The following is a 20,763-nucleotide window of genomic DNA, read 5'->3' on the forward strand; positions in this document are numbered from 1 at the left end:
GAACCGAACATAGGCGAAAGCATTTCGCTGAAGGATTCTGCAATGGCAGCACCGGAAAGGCCCACTGCGAACAGACGGATGTAGCTAATCACATCGATAAAGCTGTTCTCCACATCGAGCACGAGCATCGGGATGCTGATGATGTCCTGTTTGAGGCGCTTCGGTGGCACAGTAAAGAGCACCAGAAGAACGGCTTCCACGATGAACATCGGGATGACGAACTTCGGCATGTTGATACCGAGCACCATCTGGCAAGTTCCTCTTTTGGGCGTTCCCGCACATATCTGTGCGGTCGGGCTATATTCTGGGGGCAATCGGCTGCGCTTGCGCTTGCCGCACACCTCCCAGAACCAAGCCCCGCTTCGCGGGTCTTGTCCCCAAGGGGTCACTATCCCTAACGCGACGGCCCCCCCCTCGCAACACAGGGCGCGGCCTAACCAGCCTCGCCCTGTAAAACAAAAACTCCTGCCTGATTTTTATCAGGCAGGAGCAATGTTATTCATGTAATGTATCTTGTTACTATGCGGCATTTTCCTCTTCCTTCGTTTCGGTGGGGAAATCTACCACGGTCGTCTCGGGAGACTCGGTCGTATTCTTCCCTTTTCCCTTGCGAAGTTTCAGGTGCACCTTCTTCTGGTCGATGTGGCTGTTCACGGCGTTGATGAACTGGATGCAGCCTTCGTCCTTGTCGAGGGTGGCCTTGCCGATTGCAAGCGTCGTCACGATTCCGAATCCTTCGAGGCAGCGTTCGCGATACACCTTGTTGGCGTCGGCCACCTTCGATGCGATTTCCTTGTTGCGGTTCTGCACCGCCGTCAGGTATTCGTTGTGCTTGCTTTCGAGGTTTTCGAGCCAGGGCTTGAATCCGCAGGCGCTCAACTTGTCATCACCAATTTCCTTGAGGGTATTGATGAGGTTCGTGAAAGTACCCGTGGACTGGTCCTGATTCAACCTCGTGGGGTCGGCGTTCTCGGCAAAGATCTTGCGGAGACGTTCTCCCGTGGCAACCACGCCGCTGTCGGCAAGCGACTTGAGGCTCTTCGCAAAGTTCCTGCAAGAGGAGTAGGCGGCATTGCGTTCGGAATCAAGGCGGCTGACGGCCCTTGCGGCAGATTCGTCGACAGACACTTCAATGAGGTTAGCGTATTCGGTTACAGAGGTGCGGTAGGCTTCGATGGACTTGCGAATCTCTTCGCTGGTGATGCTTGCAGTCTGCTCAACGAAGTACTTGTGGAGTCCCAGGAATTCTTCGTTGCGCAGTGTTCTGTAATTGAGAGCATGGATCTTCATCATGATGCTATCCTCGTTTTTGAAGGTTGTCGGTTTTTGTCTCAGGAACTCTTGCGTTCCCTTGTCTTCAAAGATACCGCCAAAATTTCAAAAGCGTATCACCGAAAATGCCTGATTCCGACAAACGAATAAAAAATAAGGATAAAGTGTTTTTGCAGACAAAGTAAGATATTTCTTTGTCTAGGTTGCATTCTTTTTTGTAAAAATTGTGTCACGGCGATGTGTGGATTCTACACAGTCCTACACGCCGTTCCCACTGAAGCCGAGAGAATCCTCGAGCCAGGTGTCAGTGCGCTGCACCGAAAGTCTGCTCTGGTACGCCTTTCTCCCCGCCCTGTACTGCGCCCAACGCACCGAAAGGGGCGAAAAAGGCCCCAGATGCCTAAAAATAATGGCAAGGGAGTTCGGCAGGTTGCGACGCAGGACTTCGTCTTCAAAAGATGCGTAATGGCTTACGCTTCCGGGGTCCCCCTGACGCGCCGATCGGCCAAAAAGCTGGCGGTCTATTCTTGCCGACGGGTTGCATTCGGTGGCAATCACATGCAACCCGCCAATCTTCTTTACTTTATCCGGTATCTTGATATCCGTGCCGCGTCCGGCCATGTTCGTCGCGACCGTAATGGCCCCAAGCTTTCCCGCGTCCGCAATAATAGCGGCCTCTTCTTCGCTACGCACGGCATTTATAACGCGACATTCAAGCCCAAGAGCCGTCACCATTTCGGCAAGCCTTTCGCTTTCGTCAATATCCTTCGTCCCAATCAGTATGGGGCGTCCCTTCTCATGCATGCGGAACACTTCCTTTACAATGGATAGCCGTTTCGATTCTTTTGTACCGAACGTTTTCAGCAATGATACCTTTCGCCTATTCTTACGGTGATTCGGGATGCACACGACGGCGGCACCGTAAATCGTCCAGAATTCGGCTGCCGCTTCCTTGCCTGTCCCCGTCATTCCAGAGAAGTTCTTGTACAACCTAAAGAAGCGCTGGAAACTCATGCGGGCCTCGGTTTCCTTGAGCCCCGAAAGTTCCAGACCTTCCTTGATTTCAATCATCTGGTGAAGCCCGCCATTCCACGAACGCATGGGCATCTTGCGGCCCGTAGATTCATCTACAATCACAACCTTGCCCTCTTCCACGACATAGTGGCGGCCGCATTCAAAAAGTTTCTGCGCCACAAGGGCCTGGCGCACGAGGTCCTTCAAGAAGCCCGCACGGGCAAACTCATCCTTCGATTCCAGTTCTTCCAGCCGCTCGTCGATATCGGTCACAAAACGCACCCTGCGGTTCTTGAAATCGACTGCGTAATCACGACGCTCCACAAGTTCCTTCGAAATATCAAAGGCCACCCTGCAAGTTTCGTTAAATTCATCGTTCTTCTTTTCGCGCGAAATAATCAGCGGAGTCACAGCCTCGTCAATCAGCACGTTGTCCGCCTCGTCGACAATGGCCGTATAAATCCCGCGCTGCACCAGGGTCGAAGTCAACTTCTCCATATTTCCAACAGAGCCGCCAACTATTCGCTTTGAAAAATTCTGGTATTTCCCCAACGCAATGCGGTCCCGCAAAAAATCGGCAAGTACCTCTTTCGCCGTAGAATAGGTCACGTCGGCAGCGTACCCCTCACGTCGCTCCGCCGGTTTCATGGTTCCCGTAACCGCCCCGACAGACACCCCACAATACGAATAGAGCGGCTTCATAATCTCGGCATCGCGGGCGGCAAGGTAGTCATTCGCCGTAATCACGTGGCATGGCCGCTTGCTCCATCCGCGAACCACGCCGCACATGGCAGCCGTCACCGTCTTGCCTTCGCCGGTAGACATTTCGGCGATATACCCATGGTACAGCGCCAGTGCACCGGCCAGCTGCTCTATATAAGGTCTATATCCCATTGTGCGCGATACGGATTCCTGCACAAGGGCAAAGGCAGCCAGCACAGATTCCTTATCCGCACGGCGTTTAAAGACTACTCGGAGTTCCCCCATCTTTTTCTTGAGCATCGAATCGCTCAACACCGAATAGGTCTTGCTCTGCTTATCGATAAGGGCCGCATCGTGTAAAAGTCGTCGCAGCACACCCCTGCGGCCCTTGAACCTCCCGACCATCCGAAAAACAAGGGCGTCAAGCCCCGTCGGAATCTTTTTCACTTGCTTACAAGATGTCAGGCGATAGTTGTCGTTAAGGTTCATAAATCACATCTTGTAATACTTTTGCAGTGCCTGCTGAACCTTGCGGATTCCCTGCAAGGCAAGCGGAGTGTCCTTCAGGTGAAAGCGGATTTTACCGGAACGGCCGTGCGCCCAGTCAATCCCATCCAGAGCGGGAGAATCCTTCTTTATAGAAGCACGCACCAGATAAACTGGTTCCGCAGTGCGTTCTGCATACGAACCATCATCCCCGCCCGAAGCGCGCGTCTCGATTTCGCCACCGCCCATCCACCCAAGCGCTGCCGAAGGCAAACGGTCGCGAGCAGCGGGAATTGCCGTCACGCTATCGACAGGAATCTCGGTAAACGCATCACCATTCAGCCGCACCGAAACATGGCGCGGTTTATCCGTGAAAAGGCGCGAGACTTCCTCTTGACTCACCACCGCCAAGAAATCAAAAGCAGCCGTGTCGAGCACCATCCCCACCGAATCGCCCTTCTGCAAAAAACGACCGACATACTCGTCCGGATTCTTTACATCCCAGATTCCATCCATCGGAGCAATCAGCGCCAGCTTGTCCCGATAAGCCAACAGATCGTTCAGTTCCTGTTTCAGCACCCCCATGCGCTTCGTCAAAGGCATCATATTTTCGGGAGCCTGGTTGAGCGCCTGATAATACATCTGCGCCGATTCATTTACCTGGGCGCGTTTTTCTTCAATAGAAAAATCGAGTTCACGATTTTCGAGAAGCATCAGCGTATCGCCCTTTCTGACAGGAGACATTTCGTTACGATAAACCCGCGCAACGACACCGCCCTCGCCCACCGTGGTATTTTCGTAACGCGCGGCCTCGATGACCCCCGGAGCCTTGAACGTATCGGGAACCGGAACGTAGAACAAAGCCGCTAGCAGTCCCCCAAAAACAAATACAGTCAAAAATATCGCCCGCGAACGCACCAGCGCAAGCCCGGGGCTCGCAAAAATGTACTTGAGGAACTTGCCCACCGGCATCACCACCATGGTCAGGCACAGCAAAACACCCATGACAAAAGAAAGTATCAGGTAGTGCTGCGAGATGGCAACAATGAAACCCGTAAACAGGAAAATCCTGTAAATAGAGGACGCGACACCATAAACAGCGTAAATCACCCGTTCGAGCCACGTCTCGGCGATGACTTCGGCATCGCGCTTAAAAAAGGCATAGCGTTCCAACAGGTACTTGAGGTGGCGTACCGAATTCTGCTGCAGGTTGGGCATGTCCAGCAAGTCGGTCAAGATATAGTAGCCGTCAAAACGCATGAGCGGGTTGATGTTGAACAGCACTGTCGAGACCGACGCCATTATGACAACGTTGTACGCAAGGCTCTTGGCTAGGCCACCGCCCAGGTTCGCCCAGACAATGAGTGCCACCGCCGCGATGAAGAATTCCGTAAGCATACCCGCGGCACCCACCAGGGCGCGCCTCGACTTCTTGCGGAACGACCAGCTCGCCGTCGCATCCACATAAGGGAGCGGCACAAGCAGCATGAACATCACGCCCAGCGTATGCACCTCGCCCCCGTAGCGCTTGACGACGCTCGCGTGGCCGAATTCGTGCAACAGCTTGACAAATACGGTACATACGTACACCCAGCCGATATTCGACGGCGAGAGAAACCCCTGCGCGTTATCCTTCAGCTGGTCGAAGTTCTCGACACCGTATTTCGCGGCGACAAAGACCGTGGCAAGCCAAATAAAGGCGAAGGGCTTGCTCAGCAAGAAGCGGATAAGCCAGCGCAGCTTATTGAGCAGGGCATCGGGGTCGAACAGCGGCACCTTCAAGAAGAAGATGTTCAAGAGCGACGCCTTCACCTTTTTCTGCGTCTGCTTGCGGTTGCGCTCAAAAAGTTTCGCACCGTCGTCGGCCCCCACATACATGAGCATGTTCGCCTGATACAGTTGCGCAAGCATCTCGATGACTTCGCCCTGGCCGGGCATTTCGCCCTCGCCATTCTTGAGCATAGCCCCCCATACCTCGCCCACCGTCTTGTCGGGCGACAGGCGCGACACGAAGTCGTACGCGCCGCGCGGCAGACGGTAGTACTGGTTGGTGAAGGGCTCGTAGAGTACGAACCACAGCACACCGCGGTATGTTTGGCGATGAACCCGGACGCTCGCACGAAGAGCAATCCTGCTCCCCGAAAGGCGGTACCACGACTCATGGAATATCTTGCGCTGTTGATCGAGCATCATGGCGAAGCCTACCGATTACCGGCAGAAGCCATGAATACCACGTCTTCGTCGCTTCTCACACGCAAGACAATCCTGTGTTCGCCCGCAACGTTCGAAGAATCGGGGATATCCACAATGTCGTAGTTGAACAGGCTCACCGGCACCGGTTCCTCAAGGCCGTCCCACGAGAAATAAAGCGTGTGCCGCACGTTGTCCGTTCCGCTCATCTGCAACACGACATTCGGGTGGTAATACTGGTTGCCCTCGTTCCAGTCCGTAAGCACAATCTCGATGGTCTCGCCGGCAGAAATCTCGACGTAACTCATGACTTCGCGCTGTCCAAGCACGAACTGTCTGGTGGACTGCTGCTCGCCACCCTGCTGTCCATTGCCGCCTTCGCCGCCCTGGCCATTGTCCGGGACTACGACCAGTTCGCCCGTATCGTCATTGCCCTGCGATACAAGGTTGCGGCCCTCGCCAGCGTCAATTTCGTCGTGGCGGTCATTGCCGTTGTCCATGTGCTGCACACCGTCGATGAGCCCCTGGTCAAGGCGGGCCTGGAAGTTCCCGACATTCGCGGTATCGTTGTCAAGATAGTTCTGGTGCAGCGTGGTATCGATAGTGTGCTGGTCAAGCACAATTTCGGTATTGGGAGTGAACACGCCCAGCAGGTTGTTGTGCTCGAGCACGAGGTTCGCGCTTCCGCCGAGGGCGATATCGTCGCCCGCGCCCGTCGTGATGGTGTCGGCACCTTCGCCGCCCACGACAACGTCGCGGTCCTTGCCCGTAACGATAGTGTCTCCGGTATAAACCGTTGTCACGGCATCCTGCGCAATCGAGAGCGATTCCGCGCCGATGACGCGGTTCGCGTAGTCCGAGATATTCTCGTCGACGGCATAGGGAACATCGAGGTCGAAAGTGAGGCTGGCATCGTCGCCATAGACGAGGTCCTTGTCGTGGTCGCCACCGATGGCGGCTGCATCCTTGCCTGCGCCCGCAACAACCTGAACCGCGTTGATTACGGGCAGGTTCTTCGGGTTCTGCCCGCTGCTCGTGTATACGTTCTTTATGCGGATTTCGGCACGGTTCCCGGTGAAGTTGCGGAACACCACGTAATTGCCCACAATCTCCATGCGGACGGCGGAACTTTCGTGCAGGGCAGACATCGCATCTTCGTAGGAATCACAGGTAGCCTCCCTGTAGTCGCCATCGAAGTTGTAGCCGGTCCAGTCATTCAAGAACCGCTTCTCGCCATTGTTCAGCGAAACCTGGTAAATATAGTTGTAAGTATCGGTATCGCCATTGTCAGCGCCGAGATACACATAGATGTCACAGGCGTCGCCCGCGGCAAGCCCGCTCTGAGCACGGAATTGGTCGATACTGTCGAGCGTGAGCTTAATCTCGTCGTGCTGCTGCGACGCGAGATACCCGTTGAACAACTTGGAATTCGCGGTATCGCCGTCAAGTTCAGAACTATTCTCGTGCGTCATCGCGTAGTTGCCCGCATACATCTCGTTCCACCAGCCGCTGTTCTGCTGATACGAAGAGATTGTCACATTGATACCCTTTACGCTGTGCGAAGAGTAGTTATCGACATCATGCAGTTCGCCGTTCTTCACGTACATATTGCACCAGGCAGTGTCGGCAACCACACCAGCAGTCTCGCCAGGTCCCACCTTCAACGAGGCGTCGGCATTCTCGAGCGTGAAGTTGACCGATGCGGCCTTAACGCCGTCGAGCATGGTCTCGGCAGCTTCCGTAGCACCCGCGTGGATTGTATCCGCACCGATGCCACCCACCACGGTATCGTTACCGTCGCCGGTATTGATGGTGTCGTCATAGGTCGCCGTATCGATATTCGTGACGGCAACAGATTCCGCGGTCGAGATGGTCGAAGCCGTAGATTCGTCGCTGTCGCGGTCGGAAAGCAGGATCTTCGCGTTATCGCCGAAGACGACGTCATTGTCGTAGATGCCGTAGCGCTCGTCACCGAAGGTGGTGATGTCGTCGCTGCCGGTCCCGCCCACGACGATATCGTCGCCGAGGCCAGTCTTGATGATATCATCGCCACCGAAGTCGATGTCCGTGGTGGCGGCAACGTCCTGCTTGTGGAGCGTGCCCCTGACCTGGATGCCAGCGATGCCCGCGAGGTTCTTGCCGTTCTGGGCATTGTTCGGATACGCTTCCTCGATAACCACGCGGAAGTTGTCGGCAATTGCACCGGCGGGCACATCGAACACCACGTAGTTCGCGGCTTCGGCAGTGTCGGCGCTCGTCGCAGTCGCCTGCACGAAGGAACCGTCAAAGTTGTGTCCCTCTGCATCGTTCACGTAATAGGCCGAATACGGCTCTTCGGAACCGCCCACGAACAGGCTCACCTTGCGCACACTGCTACCGTATGCGGAATGTGAATCCGGAATATCGAGATAGACAACCACCTTATAGCTGGTGAAATACTGTGCGAGGCCGTCCACGGCCACTTCGAACTTGCTGCCACATTGAGCGTTCGGGGCCGTCGTCATCAGGCCCGAATTCATGAGCTTCGCATTCTTGTCGCCCTGCATATTCCAGAGGCCGAGGTTGTAGGCCTGCAGGTTGATGCGGTTGTCCGTGCTCGTATTGCGATGGCTCTCGTATCCACCATACGATACACTCACGCCGCTTACACGCGTGCGAGTATCTTCGGCAGACTTTTCGCCCGTAGCATCGAGATTGTCCATGTTCACGATTTCACGGTCATCGTTGCCGTAGGTACCCGCGAGCGAGCCCGAGATGTTGTTCCAGTTGTGGCTTTCGAATTCGGGAGCGCCGACGTAATCCGTCGCGTTGAGGCCTGTCTGCGAAGCACCCTGGAAGTTGAAGCTGAGCGTAGCCTCTTCGTAGACATCCGGGACATTCTGGCGGTCACCCACCTGTTCGAACGCCTCGTTCGCATTGCCGCGGAATGTCGCATAGGCGTTATCGCCGAACACCACATCTTGGCCGTTGCCCGTCGTGATATCGTCGTTACCGAGACCACCAAAGACAACGTTGTCACCATTACCCGCGATGATCGTATCGGCACCGGCCGTTCCGAGATCTTCACCGACGTTGATATTCTCGTTAGTGACAAAGAGTGCATTAAAGTCATAATCGACCTTAGCAAAGCCACCATCGCCAAGAATGATATCGTTTCCGTCGCCCGTGGTGATTTCGTCGGCATCCATACCGCCCATCACAATATTCTTGCCGTCGTCGGTATGGATAATATCGCTGCCGCCATCCTGTTCAGACTTGGTTTCGATCGTCCTGTGGTCTTCATGGATGTCATAGCGGCCGCCGTCGCCAACGACAACATTATCCTTGCCAGCAATATCGATGATGTCGCCATCGGCACCGCCCATCACGACATTCTTGTCGCCAAAGATATCGATATCGTCATGACCACCGACACCATCGCTCGTGGTTGTAACATCGCGAAGTCCGGAGTTGATGAAGTCATTCACCGTTGCCGCACCCGGCTTCTTATCGTAATTAGCAATGCCGCCATCACCGAGAACAACATTTTCGCCGCCGTGGATTTCAATTTCATCGCCAGCAAAGCCACCCATAGCGACATTGTGACCGCCAAAGACCTTTATGTGGTCTTCACCACCAATCGCATCGCTTTGGGTCTTGATATAGGCAGAATCAGAAGCTTCGTTATTATATTCGCCGCCATCGCCCAGCACGATGTTGTTATCGCTTGTCGCGCCATTCTGCGTCCCAATAGTGATATTATCGCCATCAAAGCCACCCATCACGGCATTTTGGCCGCCATAAATGTTGATAGTATCGATACCGCCATTATTGTCATCGGTTGTCTTGACGGACTTGATTGCCTCATAAATCTTTTTCTCTTCGTTCCATTCGCGAACAGAGACACCTCCATCGCCGAGAACAATGTTGTCGGCTCCGAAGATGTCAATTGTATCGCCTTCGGCACCACCCATGACCGTATTCTGACCGCCATGGATCGCGATGGTATCTTCACCGCCATGGATAACGACTGCATCATTAATCTCTTCTCGAGATGTTTTAACAGTCACCTCACCGTTATCTTTATCGACAACATAGGAACCACCATCGCCAAGGACAACGTTTTCATTACCATTTTGAGGTTCACCATCCTCGACTTCATCGCCAATAGTAATCGTATCGCCATCGGCACCACCCATCACGGTGTTCTTGCCACCATGGATGTTAATGGTATCGATGCCGCCATTACTATCGTCCGTCGTTTCGACAGACTTGATGGAATCGTAGACCTCATTATCCGCATTCCATTCGCGGATGGATTCGCCACCATCGCCGAGGACGATATTGTCGGCACCATAAATGTCAATATTATCGCCGGCAACGCCACCCATGACTGTATTCTGACCACCATGGATAGTGATTGTATCGACAAAATCAGGTTCTTTATCCTCAGTCACCGACAGATCATGAGTATGAACCTTCACCTCGCCCTTATCTTTGTCGACAACATAGGAGCCGCCATCGCCAAGGACAACATTTTCATCACCATTGATCTTGACTTCTTCGCTGTCGTCCTTGTTTTCTTCGCCGATCGTGATTTTATCGGCACCAGCGCCACCCATAACAGTATTCTGGCCGCCATAGATTTCGATAGTGTCCCCAGCGCCGACCGAATCTTCCTCAGTCTTCACGGATTCAACCGCAGCATTGACCATAAAGTTTTCGGTCGTAGCGACACCCGGCGTAAAGTTGGCAACACCACCGTCACCAAGGACAACGTTATCGGTCCCATTTCCCTTGCCGACTTCGCCGATGGTGATATCGTCATCACCATTTCCGCCCATGACAACGTTATGGCTACCGACAATACCAATGGTATCTTTCTCTCCAATAGAATTATTTGTCGTCTGAACCATTTCGAGGCTAATCTCAATGTTGTTTTCGCGCCAAGACGTTGCCGAACCTTCGTTATGGAAGTTCACCACACCATTGTCGCCAAGCACAACGTTCTTTTCACCGGCTACCGTGATATTGTCGCCACCAAAGCCACCGACAACAACACTCATCTGTCCGCCGGCAATAATTTTATCGACTCCGCCCTCGTTAGGCATTACGGACGCAATAGAAGTCGCCCCACGGGCAATGCCATCGGTCTGCTTTTGGATGAAATTACTATCTCTATCCTTAGGAATAGTTGTGAAAATAACATCCCCCGCTTTATGCTCACCGGAGTCTTCCTTATAATAGCCAAGCTCCGTAACGACATTATTGCCATCCATATACTGGATGTTACCCTTGTCACCAAAGGCGATAATACCCTTATCGACATCGATGGTGTCGTTTCCAGCACCGCCCAGAACAACCATACCGTCCTTGGTAATCAAGCTTCCCTTTGCGGTAATCTTATCGTTGCCGCCCTGGGCGTTGATAACCAGCTGACCGTCGTTAGCGTTATAATCCGTAACGGTAATATCATCATCGGTCTCACGATTATCGGTTTTATCGTCGCCGGTATTCACGACCGTGAACGTCTGGAATTCTTTTTCTGTAGTCTGATCAACATGGCCATGAATGGTCTTAGAGATATTGACAGTGTCTTTTCCTGTACCAAGATTGAATTCGCCAAATTCGAACTCGTTTGCAACAACCTTTTCCTTGAGTTCTGTATGCGTAAACTTGACGGAATCGTCAACGCTTTCCACATTGGCATTTTCAAGAGCACTGACAGCATCGACATCCGAATCCTGGTTATTCACGAATATACGGTCGACACAGTCGTCTTCGCTTTCAAAGAGATAGTCCTTCTGCCCAGCGAACATAGCCTTGAAACCGTTCAAGGAAGCGTCAATAGACTTGTTCAACGTGAGAGTATAAGTACCCTCACCCACAATGGGATCTCCATCAATACGGAACCATTCTGATTCGTTCTTTTCCGAAACAAACTTGACCGTACCACCCTTAATAGGCGTCAGTCCTGCCTTAATTTCGACAACGACTGTATTGCCAGAAACAGACTTCACGCCAGCCAAACTGTCTAAGTCATAGGTATTTTTCTCATTAAACTTCGAAGCCCAAACAAAGCCGGAATCGCTTTCAATCTTATGATTATAATGGAGAAGTTCCGGATTATCGACACCGGCAATGTCGCTTGTTCCCTTGCCATAAGCATCAACAGTGCCTTCGACTTGGTTAATACGCTTTTCGCTATTTCCGTTGAGAGAAACGACACCATATTCTTCATCAATGACATCCGCTTTTGCGAAAACAGTTATTGTCTGTGATGCAGAGCCTTTCTTAAATTCCAAAACAACGGAAGATTTCGCTATTCCGTCCTTATTATCATAAATCAAGAGTTGAACTTCTTTGTTTACGTCCAACATTTTAGACATAACTTCGGAAGCAGACACCTTAACAAACAACGTTTTACCGTCAGGTATATCCTTGTTGTATGTAATATCGAAAGTCATGGAGTTCCAACACGTATCACCTTCTGTGTTTCCGGTCAAAACATGATGTCCATCCTCCAACTTCGTCTCAGAGTACTTTTCAGCAAGCACATACTGCTTTTCCTGCCCAGTCACCCCAGAGCGTTCAATCTTCAGGAAATCGCAAGCTTCGAAGGAATCCGTATTCGTAATATTGGCTTCGGTCGGAGCAAACGTACCAGAACCAACAGAAACCACACCATGCAATGTCGCGAGTTGCCGGTTCGACGTGTTGAAGAACACAAGGACATTTCCGTTCAGTTCGTAATAAATATCCTTCTTTTCCTTCAATGCATTATCTGCACCACAGTAGACAACTTCGGTTCCATATTTAACCATAGACAAACTGGCAACATCATCGTAAGCAAGATGAATTTTTGATCCATCAAGTTTCATTGTATTGGAACGATAATTTACGATAAGAACCTTATCTTTTAGGTCATTTGTATAATTCTTTATGGTCAAAACACCTTTGTCATCTATATTGGTATATTCAATTATCTTATCGCTATTTTCCAGATAAACATGGATGTTCGACTTATTCGCATCATGCAATTCGATGCCAAATTCGCCCAGAGCAACCGTGTCTCCACTAATCGTGAACTCCTCGGTCCTTGTAAGCAGTTTCTTCGCTTCGTCATTTTGGGTAAGTTTTCCATCGTCCTTGACCATCAGCGAGAAGGCATTTGCTGACTTGGAAAGCAGTTCCTCCTGTTCTTTGCCATCTTCGGAATAATACCAGACGCTCTTCAACGAAACAGACTTGACTGCATTTTCTTCGAGCAAGCTGTCCGACAGGGCTTTAATCTTTATTTCCTTGGGCGCATCACCGGAATTAAAGACAAGCTTAACCTTGTCTTTATACACCGAATCCGCAGGATCCATGATAAGAATCCCCCTATCACCGGCCTGCAGCATAGAGGTCGAAAGCATCGGGATGTTCAACTCGACTTCAATCGTCCCTTCCTTCAGGTTTCCAGAATAGCCAACAAAGAACGAAGCTTCTGCAGCACCTTCTGTAATTTCGACCGGTTTATTTTCGATATACATATCGGACGTCGACACAAACACAACTGGAGCGCCGCTCGTATCCATCACGACAAATTTCTGCTGATACTTTTTATCTTCCAAATCAGGATTTACAAAGCAATTTTCTTTTTGCTCGTCATCCAAATCATCAGAATCAGCCGACAACACTTCATATGTCAAAGTATTGGTCTGGCCATCGGTATCGGCATTTCGAAGCGGACGACTATCCAAATCGAGGCCACCAACTGACACAGTATCATTGCCATGACCGCCGTTTATTGTGGTCGTCTCACCCGCATTGTTGCTGGCGACATAGAATTCATCGTCACCCGCACCGGCGGCGAAATTCGAGTACTCAACGCCAGCAACCTTGACGCCACCAGATTCAGAAAGCAAGCCTTCCTTCGTAATAACAACCGTATCGTCGCCCTCGGAGCCATAGACATTCACGCTATCTATTCCGGAGCCCCCATCAATTGACTGCGTTCCGTTAGTAATTATCTTACCATTCATCATTCGATAATTGTAGATAGAGAACGCATCGTTGCCACGGCTGCCAGCCATGTTCAAAGAACCGACGTTGCGCAGAGCGGTAAAGGTATCATCACCAATACCACCATCAATGCTCAACTTAGAACCTTCAGACACACCTTCACTCAGGTATTTTCCATCGGAATTCTGAATAGTTTTGAATCCATCTTCAGAAGCGATGTTCTGTGTACCAGCCTTTCGATCGGAGTTGTAGAGTTGTCCAACCTGGAAGGTATCGTTTCCGGCGCCGCCATCAATATTCGTTACAGCCGCAGTACCATCAACGACAACCTTGTCGTCGCCACCGTTTGCATACAAATTAACAACATCGATACCATTCGTAAAGTTGACGCGTTCGATATTCTTATTGGCATTCGTGCTAGATACGTCACCATCTTCCGGCAACAACGCTACGAAGCCAAGAGTCCCCGCTTCGTTCATGCGCATCAACAGGTTGTCTGCATATTCCGTGGCTTCAATCGTAAGCACATCCCTGTCGGACGCACCCGTTCCAGAATCGGTGATGTTCACATAACTGGTTTCGCTTCCGCCCATCAGGTTCACGAAGATTTGGTCGCTGCCACCCTGACCGTCAACAAAATCCAAGCCGGGACCCGTCTTGATTTTGTCATTTCCGCTAGTCGACCCACTTTGGGCATCCTTGTAGAATATTCCGCCCAAGCCAAAATTTTCGCCAAAGGAGATCTTTTCTCCATTGAACTTGTCAGAGCCTTTAGTATAACCATCGACAATTCCATTATCGCCATACAAACTGTCGTTGCCTGCTCCGCCATCGATAAAATCATCACCGGCACCACCATAGATGATATCATTATCGATACCACCTTCGATTTTGTCGTCTCCGGCACCACCATGGATGACGTCGTTACCGATACCGCCTTCAATGACGTCGTTCGCTTCAGCTCCGAAAATCAGGTCATCGCCTTCGCCACCATAGATGTGGTCTATGCCATCTGAATCAGAATCCTCACCACTCAATTTAGCGATAGTACCATCTTTGAATTTAGCACTATCAAGAGCAAAACTGAATTCCGATTTAGCGACTTCAAAGTTATTTTTGGCAAACTGGTTCGCAATAAGTTCTTTACTGAAGAAATCCTTACTAAATTCGGAATCAACGTTTATCTGTGTCAGATTGCCACCATAAATGATATCGTGACCGGAACCGCCATAGATATCATCATCGCCCGAGCCACCGAAAATACGGTCGTTTCCGCGATCTCCATGAATTTCATCGACTCCGGCGCCACCGTCAACCCGGTCGTTGCCCGAACCACCAAAGACCGTATCATTGCCTTTGCCGCCAATAATCAAGTCATCGCCGCCATCGAGGCTGACATCGCTTCGAGAGGGCCCCCCAACAGTTCCATTATCATAGAGAGCCTTGCCGCCATCACCGAATATCAGGTCGTCACCATCGAGTCCGTCGATTTTGTCGTTACCGGCACCACCGAAAATGACATCATTTCCGGCACCGCCGACAATGACATCATTACCGGCGGCACCAGCCTCTACATAGCCTTCGACATAGAATTTACCATTCTTTCTGCCTTCATCCTCATCAGGAGGTACATACCCATCATCGCCATAGATGATATTCATACCACCATTAGCACCAATAATGGTATCATTACCGGCACCACCAACGATAATTACGGTATAGCCATTCAAGTCTAGTCCGGAAAGATCGATTACATCGTCGCCTTCGCCACCATAAATTTCAAGATTGAGTCCGGCCTTTCCAGTCAATTTGATGTAGTCATCACCGGCATCGCCATTTATTCGATGCCAATTACCCTTATCTGTACTTACTTTCTTGCCATCGCCCCATTTAACCTCGCCTTTATCCGTCAATTCCGCAATGTATGTTTCATTACCATCTTCGAGAGTGGGATTATCCTTGTCAGTCGAGACTCTGTCGCCAGCATTCGGACCGATATGCGCTACGATATTGCCATTCTCGTCCTTTGAAGCCATCACAGGCGCAAGTTTATGTTCATAATTGAAACTGAACAGGGTTATGTCGCCCGTAATATTCCACTTTTTCGTGGTAAGCCACAAGTCCACATACGCATAGAGTTTGGCTGTAATCGCTCCGTTCACATCGAATATGCCGAACAAGCCCAATTCGCCAATGATTTGATTCATTTCGCTCAGGCGAACCTTGCCATCCTTGTTGGGGTCAAACAGATTGAAACCGACGTTGATGCCCACACCGCCACCGACACCGGCACTCACGCCAGCATTGAGTTCGGCGGCGGCTGTCAAGCCGCCATAGAACGAAAGTTCATTGACATCGACGCCATTTTCGTCTTTATCCATCACGTAGAAGCCATTGACCAGGCGGCCATAGTCCTTGCGGCCACTAGCAATCCACTGGCGAATGCCCAACGTGTCGTAACCAAAGCCAAGCTGGATAGAGGCGTTGAACGTCACGCCCAGGCGCGCACCGAGCGGGCCCCAGATGCGCACGAACGTATTCCAGTCAAAGTCAAAGCAAAGCTTGGGCATCGTGTATTCGACAAGGGGAACATCTTCGCCAAGCAGCATCTGGAATATCTTCGACGGATTGTTCCAGATAAACTTCCAACTGCTGTCACCCTGAATGTTGAAGCCCTGTTTTTTGAGTTTATCGGCGGCATCACCTCCTATTTTATCAGGTGTCTCTAAAGATTTTGCATATTTTTTCAGAGCATTTTCATCAAATGTCGAGCGAGACTTCTTTCCATCAAGGAAATCTTGCATGGAAGTATCTCTTATAACTCCAGGCGCAGATTTTATCAACTCAAAATCACCCAAGTCAATCTTGAGTTCCTTGCCATTGGAGGTCGAAATAGTCTTGGATATTGAAATCAAATCCTTGATGGCATAAATCATACCATCGTCAAAGTTGCCCTTGCTGTACTTTTTGGCAAGGTCGAGCGGGGTAATCTTGATTCCCAAGTCATCGAGCACCGGGAACGGGGTCATCAGGAAGTCGATAAGCGGTTCCAGCGGCTCCACTACCGTCTGGATTTTGGAGACGATAGGCCCGAGTACGCTCCCGATAAAGGAGCCCATGTCGAATTCAAGATTTTTGAATGCAAGAGATTTAATATTCGATTTTTTTACGCCCATCACATCTTCAAATGCCCATAAAAATTCAAATTCACCCGAAATATTGGGGAACTTGGGCGTATCACGACCGGCATCCTTGCCGACACCGACATCTATACCGGCATAGATATCGACGGACGCATCGAAGTCAAACGTTGGCACGGCAAAAGCTTCGGACACCTTCACCAAGCCGTATTTCTTCGTAAATTTTTTTATCTTATCATCTGAATCATCATCGGTCTTTTCTTTTGTAATCCATTCTTTCACTCCATCCGCATCGAGCGGCTCCGAAACGCCAAGTCTGGAATCGTATGTCTCCGCCGAAGAATCACTCGGATTATTCAAGTCGACTCCGAAACTTAGTTCAACAGCAGCTTTGTGATTATTACCATCTTTATCTTTTCCCGATGTCGACAACGTCAAGCCGAGCCCTGCCAACGAGGCGCTTATACCTGCATCTAACTCAGCCGTAGCCTTGACATTGATTTCATTGCCGTCGTTAAAGATAAAGTAGAAACCATTCTGCTTCGAGATACCGAATCCGAACTCCAGCGCCCAAGAGAGCGAGAGATCGAGACCGCCATCCGCGGCGAGCGCCAGTCCGGGGAAACCGAGATCAAAGCCCACCGAGGTTCCGAATTCATACACGCCGCCCAGGTTGAAGTACCATTCCGCCGATTCCTTGGTGCTGCGGTACCACGTCCCCTTTCCGTCGACTTGTTTCCACCCGGTATTATCTCCGTTCCAACCGAAATAGTAGGAATCGCCCTCACTTTCACCAAAATCATATTCCTGAGTCAGGAAAGAGTCCAACCCAAACAGGTCGTTCATCTTTTTCGCGACCATTTCGGCAGTCAGGCCCGTCGATTCGTAAACGAACTTAGAGAACGGGTCTAGCACCTTGTTCTTCAACACACTCAAGAAATCAACACCGGTACTCAGGGCCGAACCCACAACCGGGACAGACTTGAGGGAGCTAGCCATACCGCCGTTGATATTGCTTTCAAGCATTTCGAACAGATTGTTCAAGCCAGACACAGCAAGTTTAATCTGGCTGAACCAATCCATGTTGGCGAAATCGGCAAGTTCCAATATCCTTTCGTACACACTCGAGAAGTCAGCAATCAACCGCCCATCGAACTGAGATTTATTGTCTTCGTTCCCAAGCCTCAGGCCAAAATCAAAATTGTCATACGTTTTGTTCGCCTCGGTGAGTTCGCCATCTTTCCAGTCATCCTTGATAGCACCCATTATTTTTTCGACTTCGCTTTGGGCATTAACGAAAGACGTGCAATCGACTAATTCAACGGCATTATTATTGAATCTACCCACAAGGACATCACCCAAGGACATCTCGCATACGGTAATCGGAAGACGCCCGAAGATAACGATAGGAATAGCAGGTGTAAAATCATCATCTATTCCAAAGTTTCTTAAAGTAGTCTCGCCCGATTTTCCAATAGAACCCAAGAAGGCGGCCTTGCCGTAAATAAACGACTGCTGGTCCTTATTCTCGCCAACAGAAATCAAGTTGCTGAGCATGCCCTTGCCACCGCCCGTGACTCCCAAATCGAAATTCAGTTTGTCGCCCGAAATTGTAATTTCGGCACCAAACTGGATTGGGTCCGTAAGCACAAGATCAAATTCCTCGTCGTAAACGACCTTTGCAGAAAGCGTAAACCAGAAACCACCCGAGACATCCAAGTCAATGTTTCCCTGGACGCCGGAATCCGCCTCGCCAAAACTGAACCTATGGCGTACACCGATAGCCTTCGCCACATCGAAGTCAAAGAAAAGAGCCTTTTCATTTTGATCAAATCTTATATTAAAGAGCTTTTTTCCCTGAGTATGCGAAGAAAGGTTGAATTTGTCAAGATAAGTATTCAGCAAATCACCGAACTGCTGGAAGTTCGTAATATTTTCGGTACGGAGTGTAGAGACAATGCTGCGCAAGTCGTTCGCCACAGTCACCAAGTCCCCAATAGACTTGTTGATGACCGGAATCTTTTTATCTGCAACATTTTTGTGCTTAACAAGGCCATCAATGCGATCAATCAGATTCTCAAGCACAGCATAGAGTTGTTCAATCGAGAAATTGCTGAAGCTGTCAAGTAAACTCTTAACGTCATCACCCAGTTCAACATTACTGGCCAACCTATAATTATCTTGTTTCAATTCAGTGTTCGTATCGTCTTCAAAAGACGCAAACCCATTGGGTTTTACGATCTCAAGAGACACCTCAGCCAATTCTATGTCATAACCAAACAAATCGGCATAAGCGGTTGCAGTAAAATTATTTGAACCCTCAGCAAGCCCCAACGTAACAGGAATTACTTTATACCCAAATATATTATTCGGATCTTTCTTTTCAGTTTTTTCCAAGTCGAATTTTAATTCAAGCCCAACGTCTCCTTTCGCAATAATGTCCGCTCCAACGAATTTATACGAGGCCGAAGCACTTGCAACATATTTTGCTGTTGCCCAAGTTTCCTTTTTATCGGCATTATCAAGCGTATCCCCGTCAATTGAAACCGTCGATACAGTAAGAGTACCAGCCTCAACATCAACGTTTTCTATTTTATAATAATCTTCACCGACAGAAATATAACCGCCTACAGCATAAGAAACATCTGCTCTAACATCACCTTCTGCAGATTTAAGCTCAAGAGTAACGGAATTTCCTGATTTAGACACATCCTCAATTTCGTGCAGAGAGGTTCCCATCGAAAGCGTCAGATTTGCACCAACATTGATGTCCTCAAGACTGATCTTTTTCGACCAATCAAGGTTCTTGAGTGCAGAGCCTACAATACGGAAAGAATCCGTCGAACTCTGAGATGTTCCCGATTTCTTTTGAGCCTTTTGTCCCGAACTAAAGCCAAGCCATTCGAGAGCCTTACTGGAACCAAAGGACGTCAAGGTAAATTCTTGACTTCCAAAAATTTCCAGATGGTCATCTACGATTTCTACAATATAATCAGAAGCAAGTTGAGCATTAATATTCGCAAGAAGTTCTGCAAGCGTCAGCGTTTTAAGATCGCTTGCATTCCAATCTTTCTGGAAATCGACCTTTTTATCGCCTATCTTAAAATCAGTCTTATCAGCCTTTATTTCTTCAGTAGGCCCGAGTATTTTGGCTTCTTCATCATTTACAGAGAATACAATATTCCCGTCAACCACCTTGACCGAAGATATTTTGGAAAGAATATCATCGCCTTGCGTACAATTGTCTATCGTATCGTTAATTGCCTTTGCAAGAGACGAAACCGAAGAACAATGTTCCGTATTGACATATATTATTTCAGAATCATTGTTAGCATCGGCGAATTTCAATTCCAAGATATGATCGAACCATTCGACAGACGCTGTATTATCAGTGCTCTCTAGCGAAATACTCCAGTCGTTACTTCCTTCTTTCTTTACTTTTACAAATTTGACATTCAAAGAGTCTTTTGTAAATTAAAATTCATCGCCTAAATCATCAGGAACACCATTAGATACATATTTTGAATACAGGGACTTAAATTTTTCTTCCACAGAAGCATCATCCACCACCTTGTCAAATTCTATAAATACTTTACTTGTATCACTAGTATCTTTAACGAGCGCCCCATGCTTACCCATCGAAGGTGTAAGTTCACCGGAGATTCGCATGTAGGTAATCTCATTGCCCTTTATAGCCTTACTATTATAAAGGTAATAGGACTCAGAATCTGGATATCCCTGAATTCTTCGAGGGTCGCAACCGAAAATAATATTACTGTCCGTGTCGATATCCACCACATACAAGCCATATGTATTCATGATGGAACGACCATTTTCATCTTGGAATGACAGGTATTCATTTAATTTATCTTTTAATTGGCTCTTCATCAACATGTGTGGGTGGCTTCGCCACCCTTTTTTGTTGACTTTCGCCTAAATTAAACAAAAAATGGGCTATTTTCTAAAATTTAAT

At 49.5% G+C, this 20,763-nt stretch carries 5 protein-coding genes and 1 pseudogene; all 6 read right to left on the reverse strand.

From position 1 onward, the window contains the following. A pseudogene (locus BGX12_RS13825) lies at positions 1 to 248 on the reverse strand (ATPase); the annotation flags it as partial. Between the two features lie 271 nt (positions 249 to 519). Next, positions 520 to 1,293 (reverse strand): DUF6261 family protein, encoded by a 774-nt coding sequence (locus BGX12_RS13830; protein ID WP_073323883.1) that lies wholly within the window; start codon positions 1,291 to 1,293, stop codon positions 520 to 522. Between the two features lie 237 nt (positions 1,294 to 1,530). Continuing rightward, positions 1,531 to 3,477 (reverse strand): hypothetical protein, encoded by a 1,947-nt coding sequence (locus BGX12_RS13835; RefSeq protein WP_109736629.1) that lies wholly within the window; start codon positions 3,475 to 3,477, stop codon positions 1,531 to 1,533. A gap of 3 nt (positions 3,478 to 3,480) precedes the next feature. Next, positions 3,481 to 5,667 carry a hypothetical protein gene (locus BGX12_RS13840; RefSeq protein ID WP_109736630.1) on the reverse strand — a complete coding sequence of 729 codons (2,187 nt, stop codon included), beginning with the start codon at positions 5,665 to 5,667 and terminating at the stop codon, positions 3,481 to 3,483. A gap of 8 nt (positions 5,668 to 5,675) precedes the next feature. Further along, positions 5,676 to 20,138, reverse strand: a complete 14,463-nt coding sequence (locus BGX12_RS13845; RefSeq protein ID WP_146196361.1) for a calcium-binding protein — start codon at positions 20,136 to 20,138, stop codon at positions 5,676 to 5,678. 126 nt (positions 20,139 to 20,264) lie between these two features. Then, positions 20,265 to 20,684: a hypothetical protein gene (locus tag BGX12_RS13850; RefSeq protein WP_109736632.1), complete on the reverse strand. Its 420-nt coding sequence runs from the start codon at positions 20,682 to 20,684 to the stop codon at positions 20,265 to 20,267. Positions 20,685 to 20,763 lie beyond the last annotated feature (79 nt).

This window comes from Fibrobacter sp. UWR4, assembly GCF_003149045.1.
GTDB lineage: Bacteria > Fibrobacterota > Fibrobacteria > Fibrobacterales > Fibrobacteraceae > Fibrobacter.

Excerpts from the sequence above, each read along its gene's own strand:
- BGX12_RS13835 (WP_109736629.1), bottom strand. The coding sequence starts at position 3,477 with ATGAACCTTAACGACAACTATCGCCTGACATCTTGTAAGCAAGTGAAA.
- BGX12_RS13840 (WP_109736630.1), bottom strand. The coding sequence starts at position 5,667 with ATGATGCTCGATCAACAGCGCAAGATATTCCATGAGTCGTGGTACCGC.
- BGX12_RS13830 (WP_073323883.1), bottom strand. The coding sequence starts at position 1,293 with ATGATGAAGATCCATGCTCTCAATTACAGAACACTGCGCAACGAAGAA.
- BGX12_RS13850 (WP_109736632.1), bottom strand. The coding sequence starts at position 20,684 with ATGTTGATGAAGAGCCAATTAAAAGATAAATTAAATGAATACCTGTCA.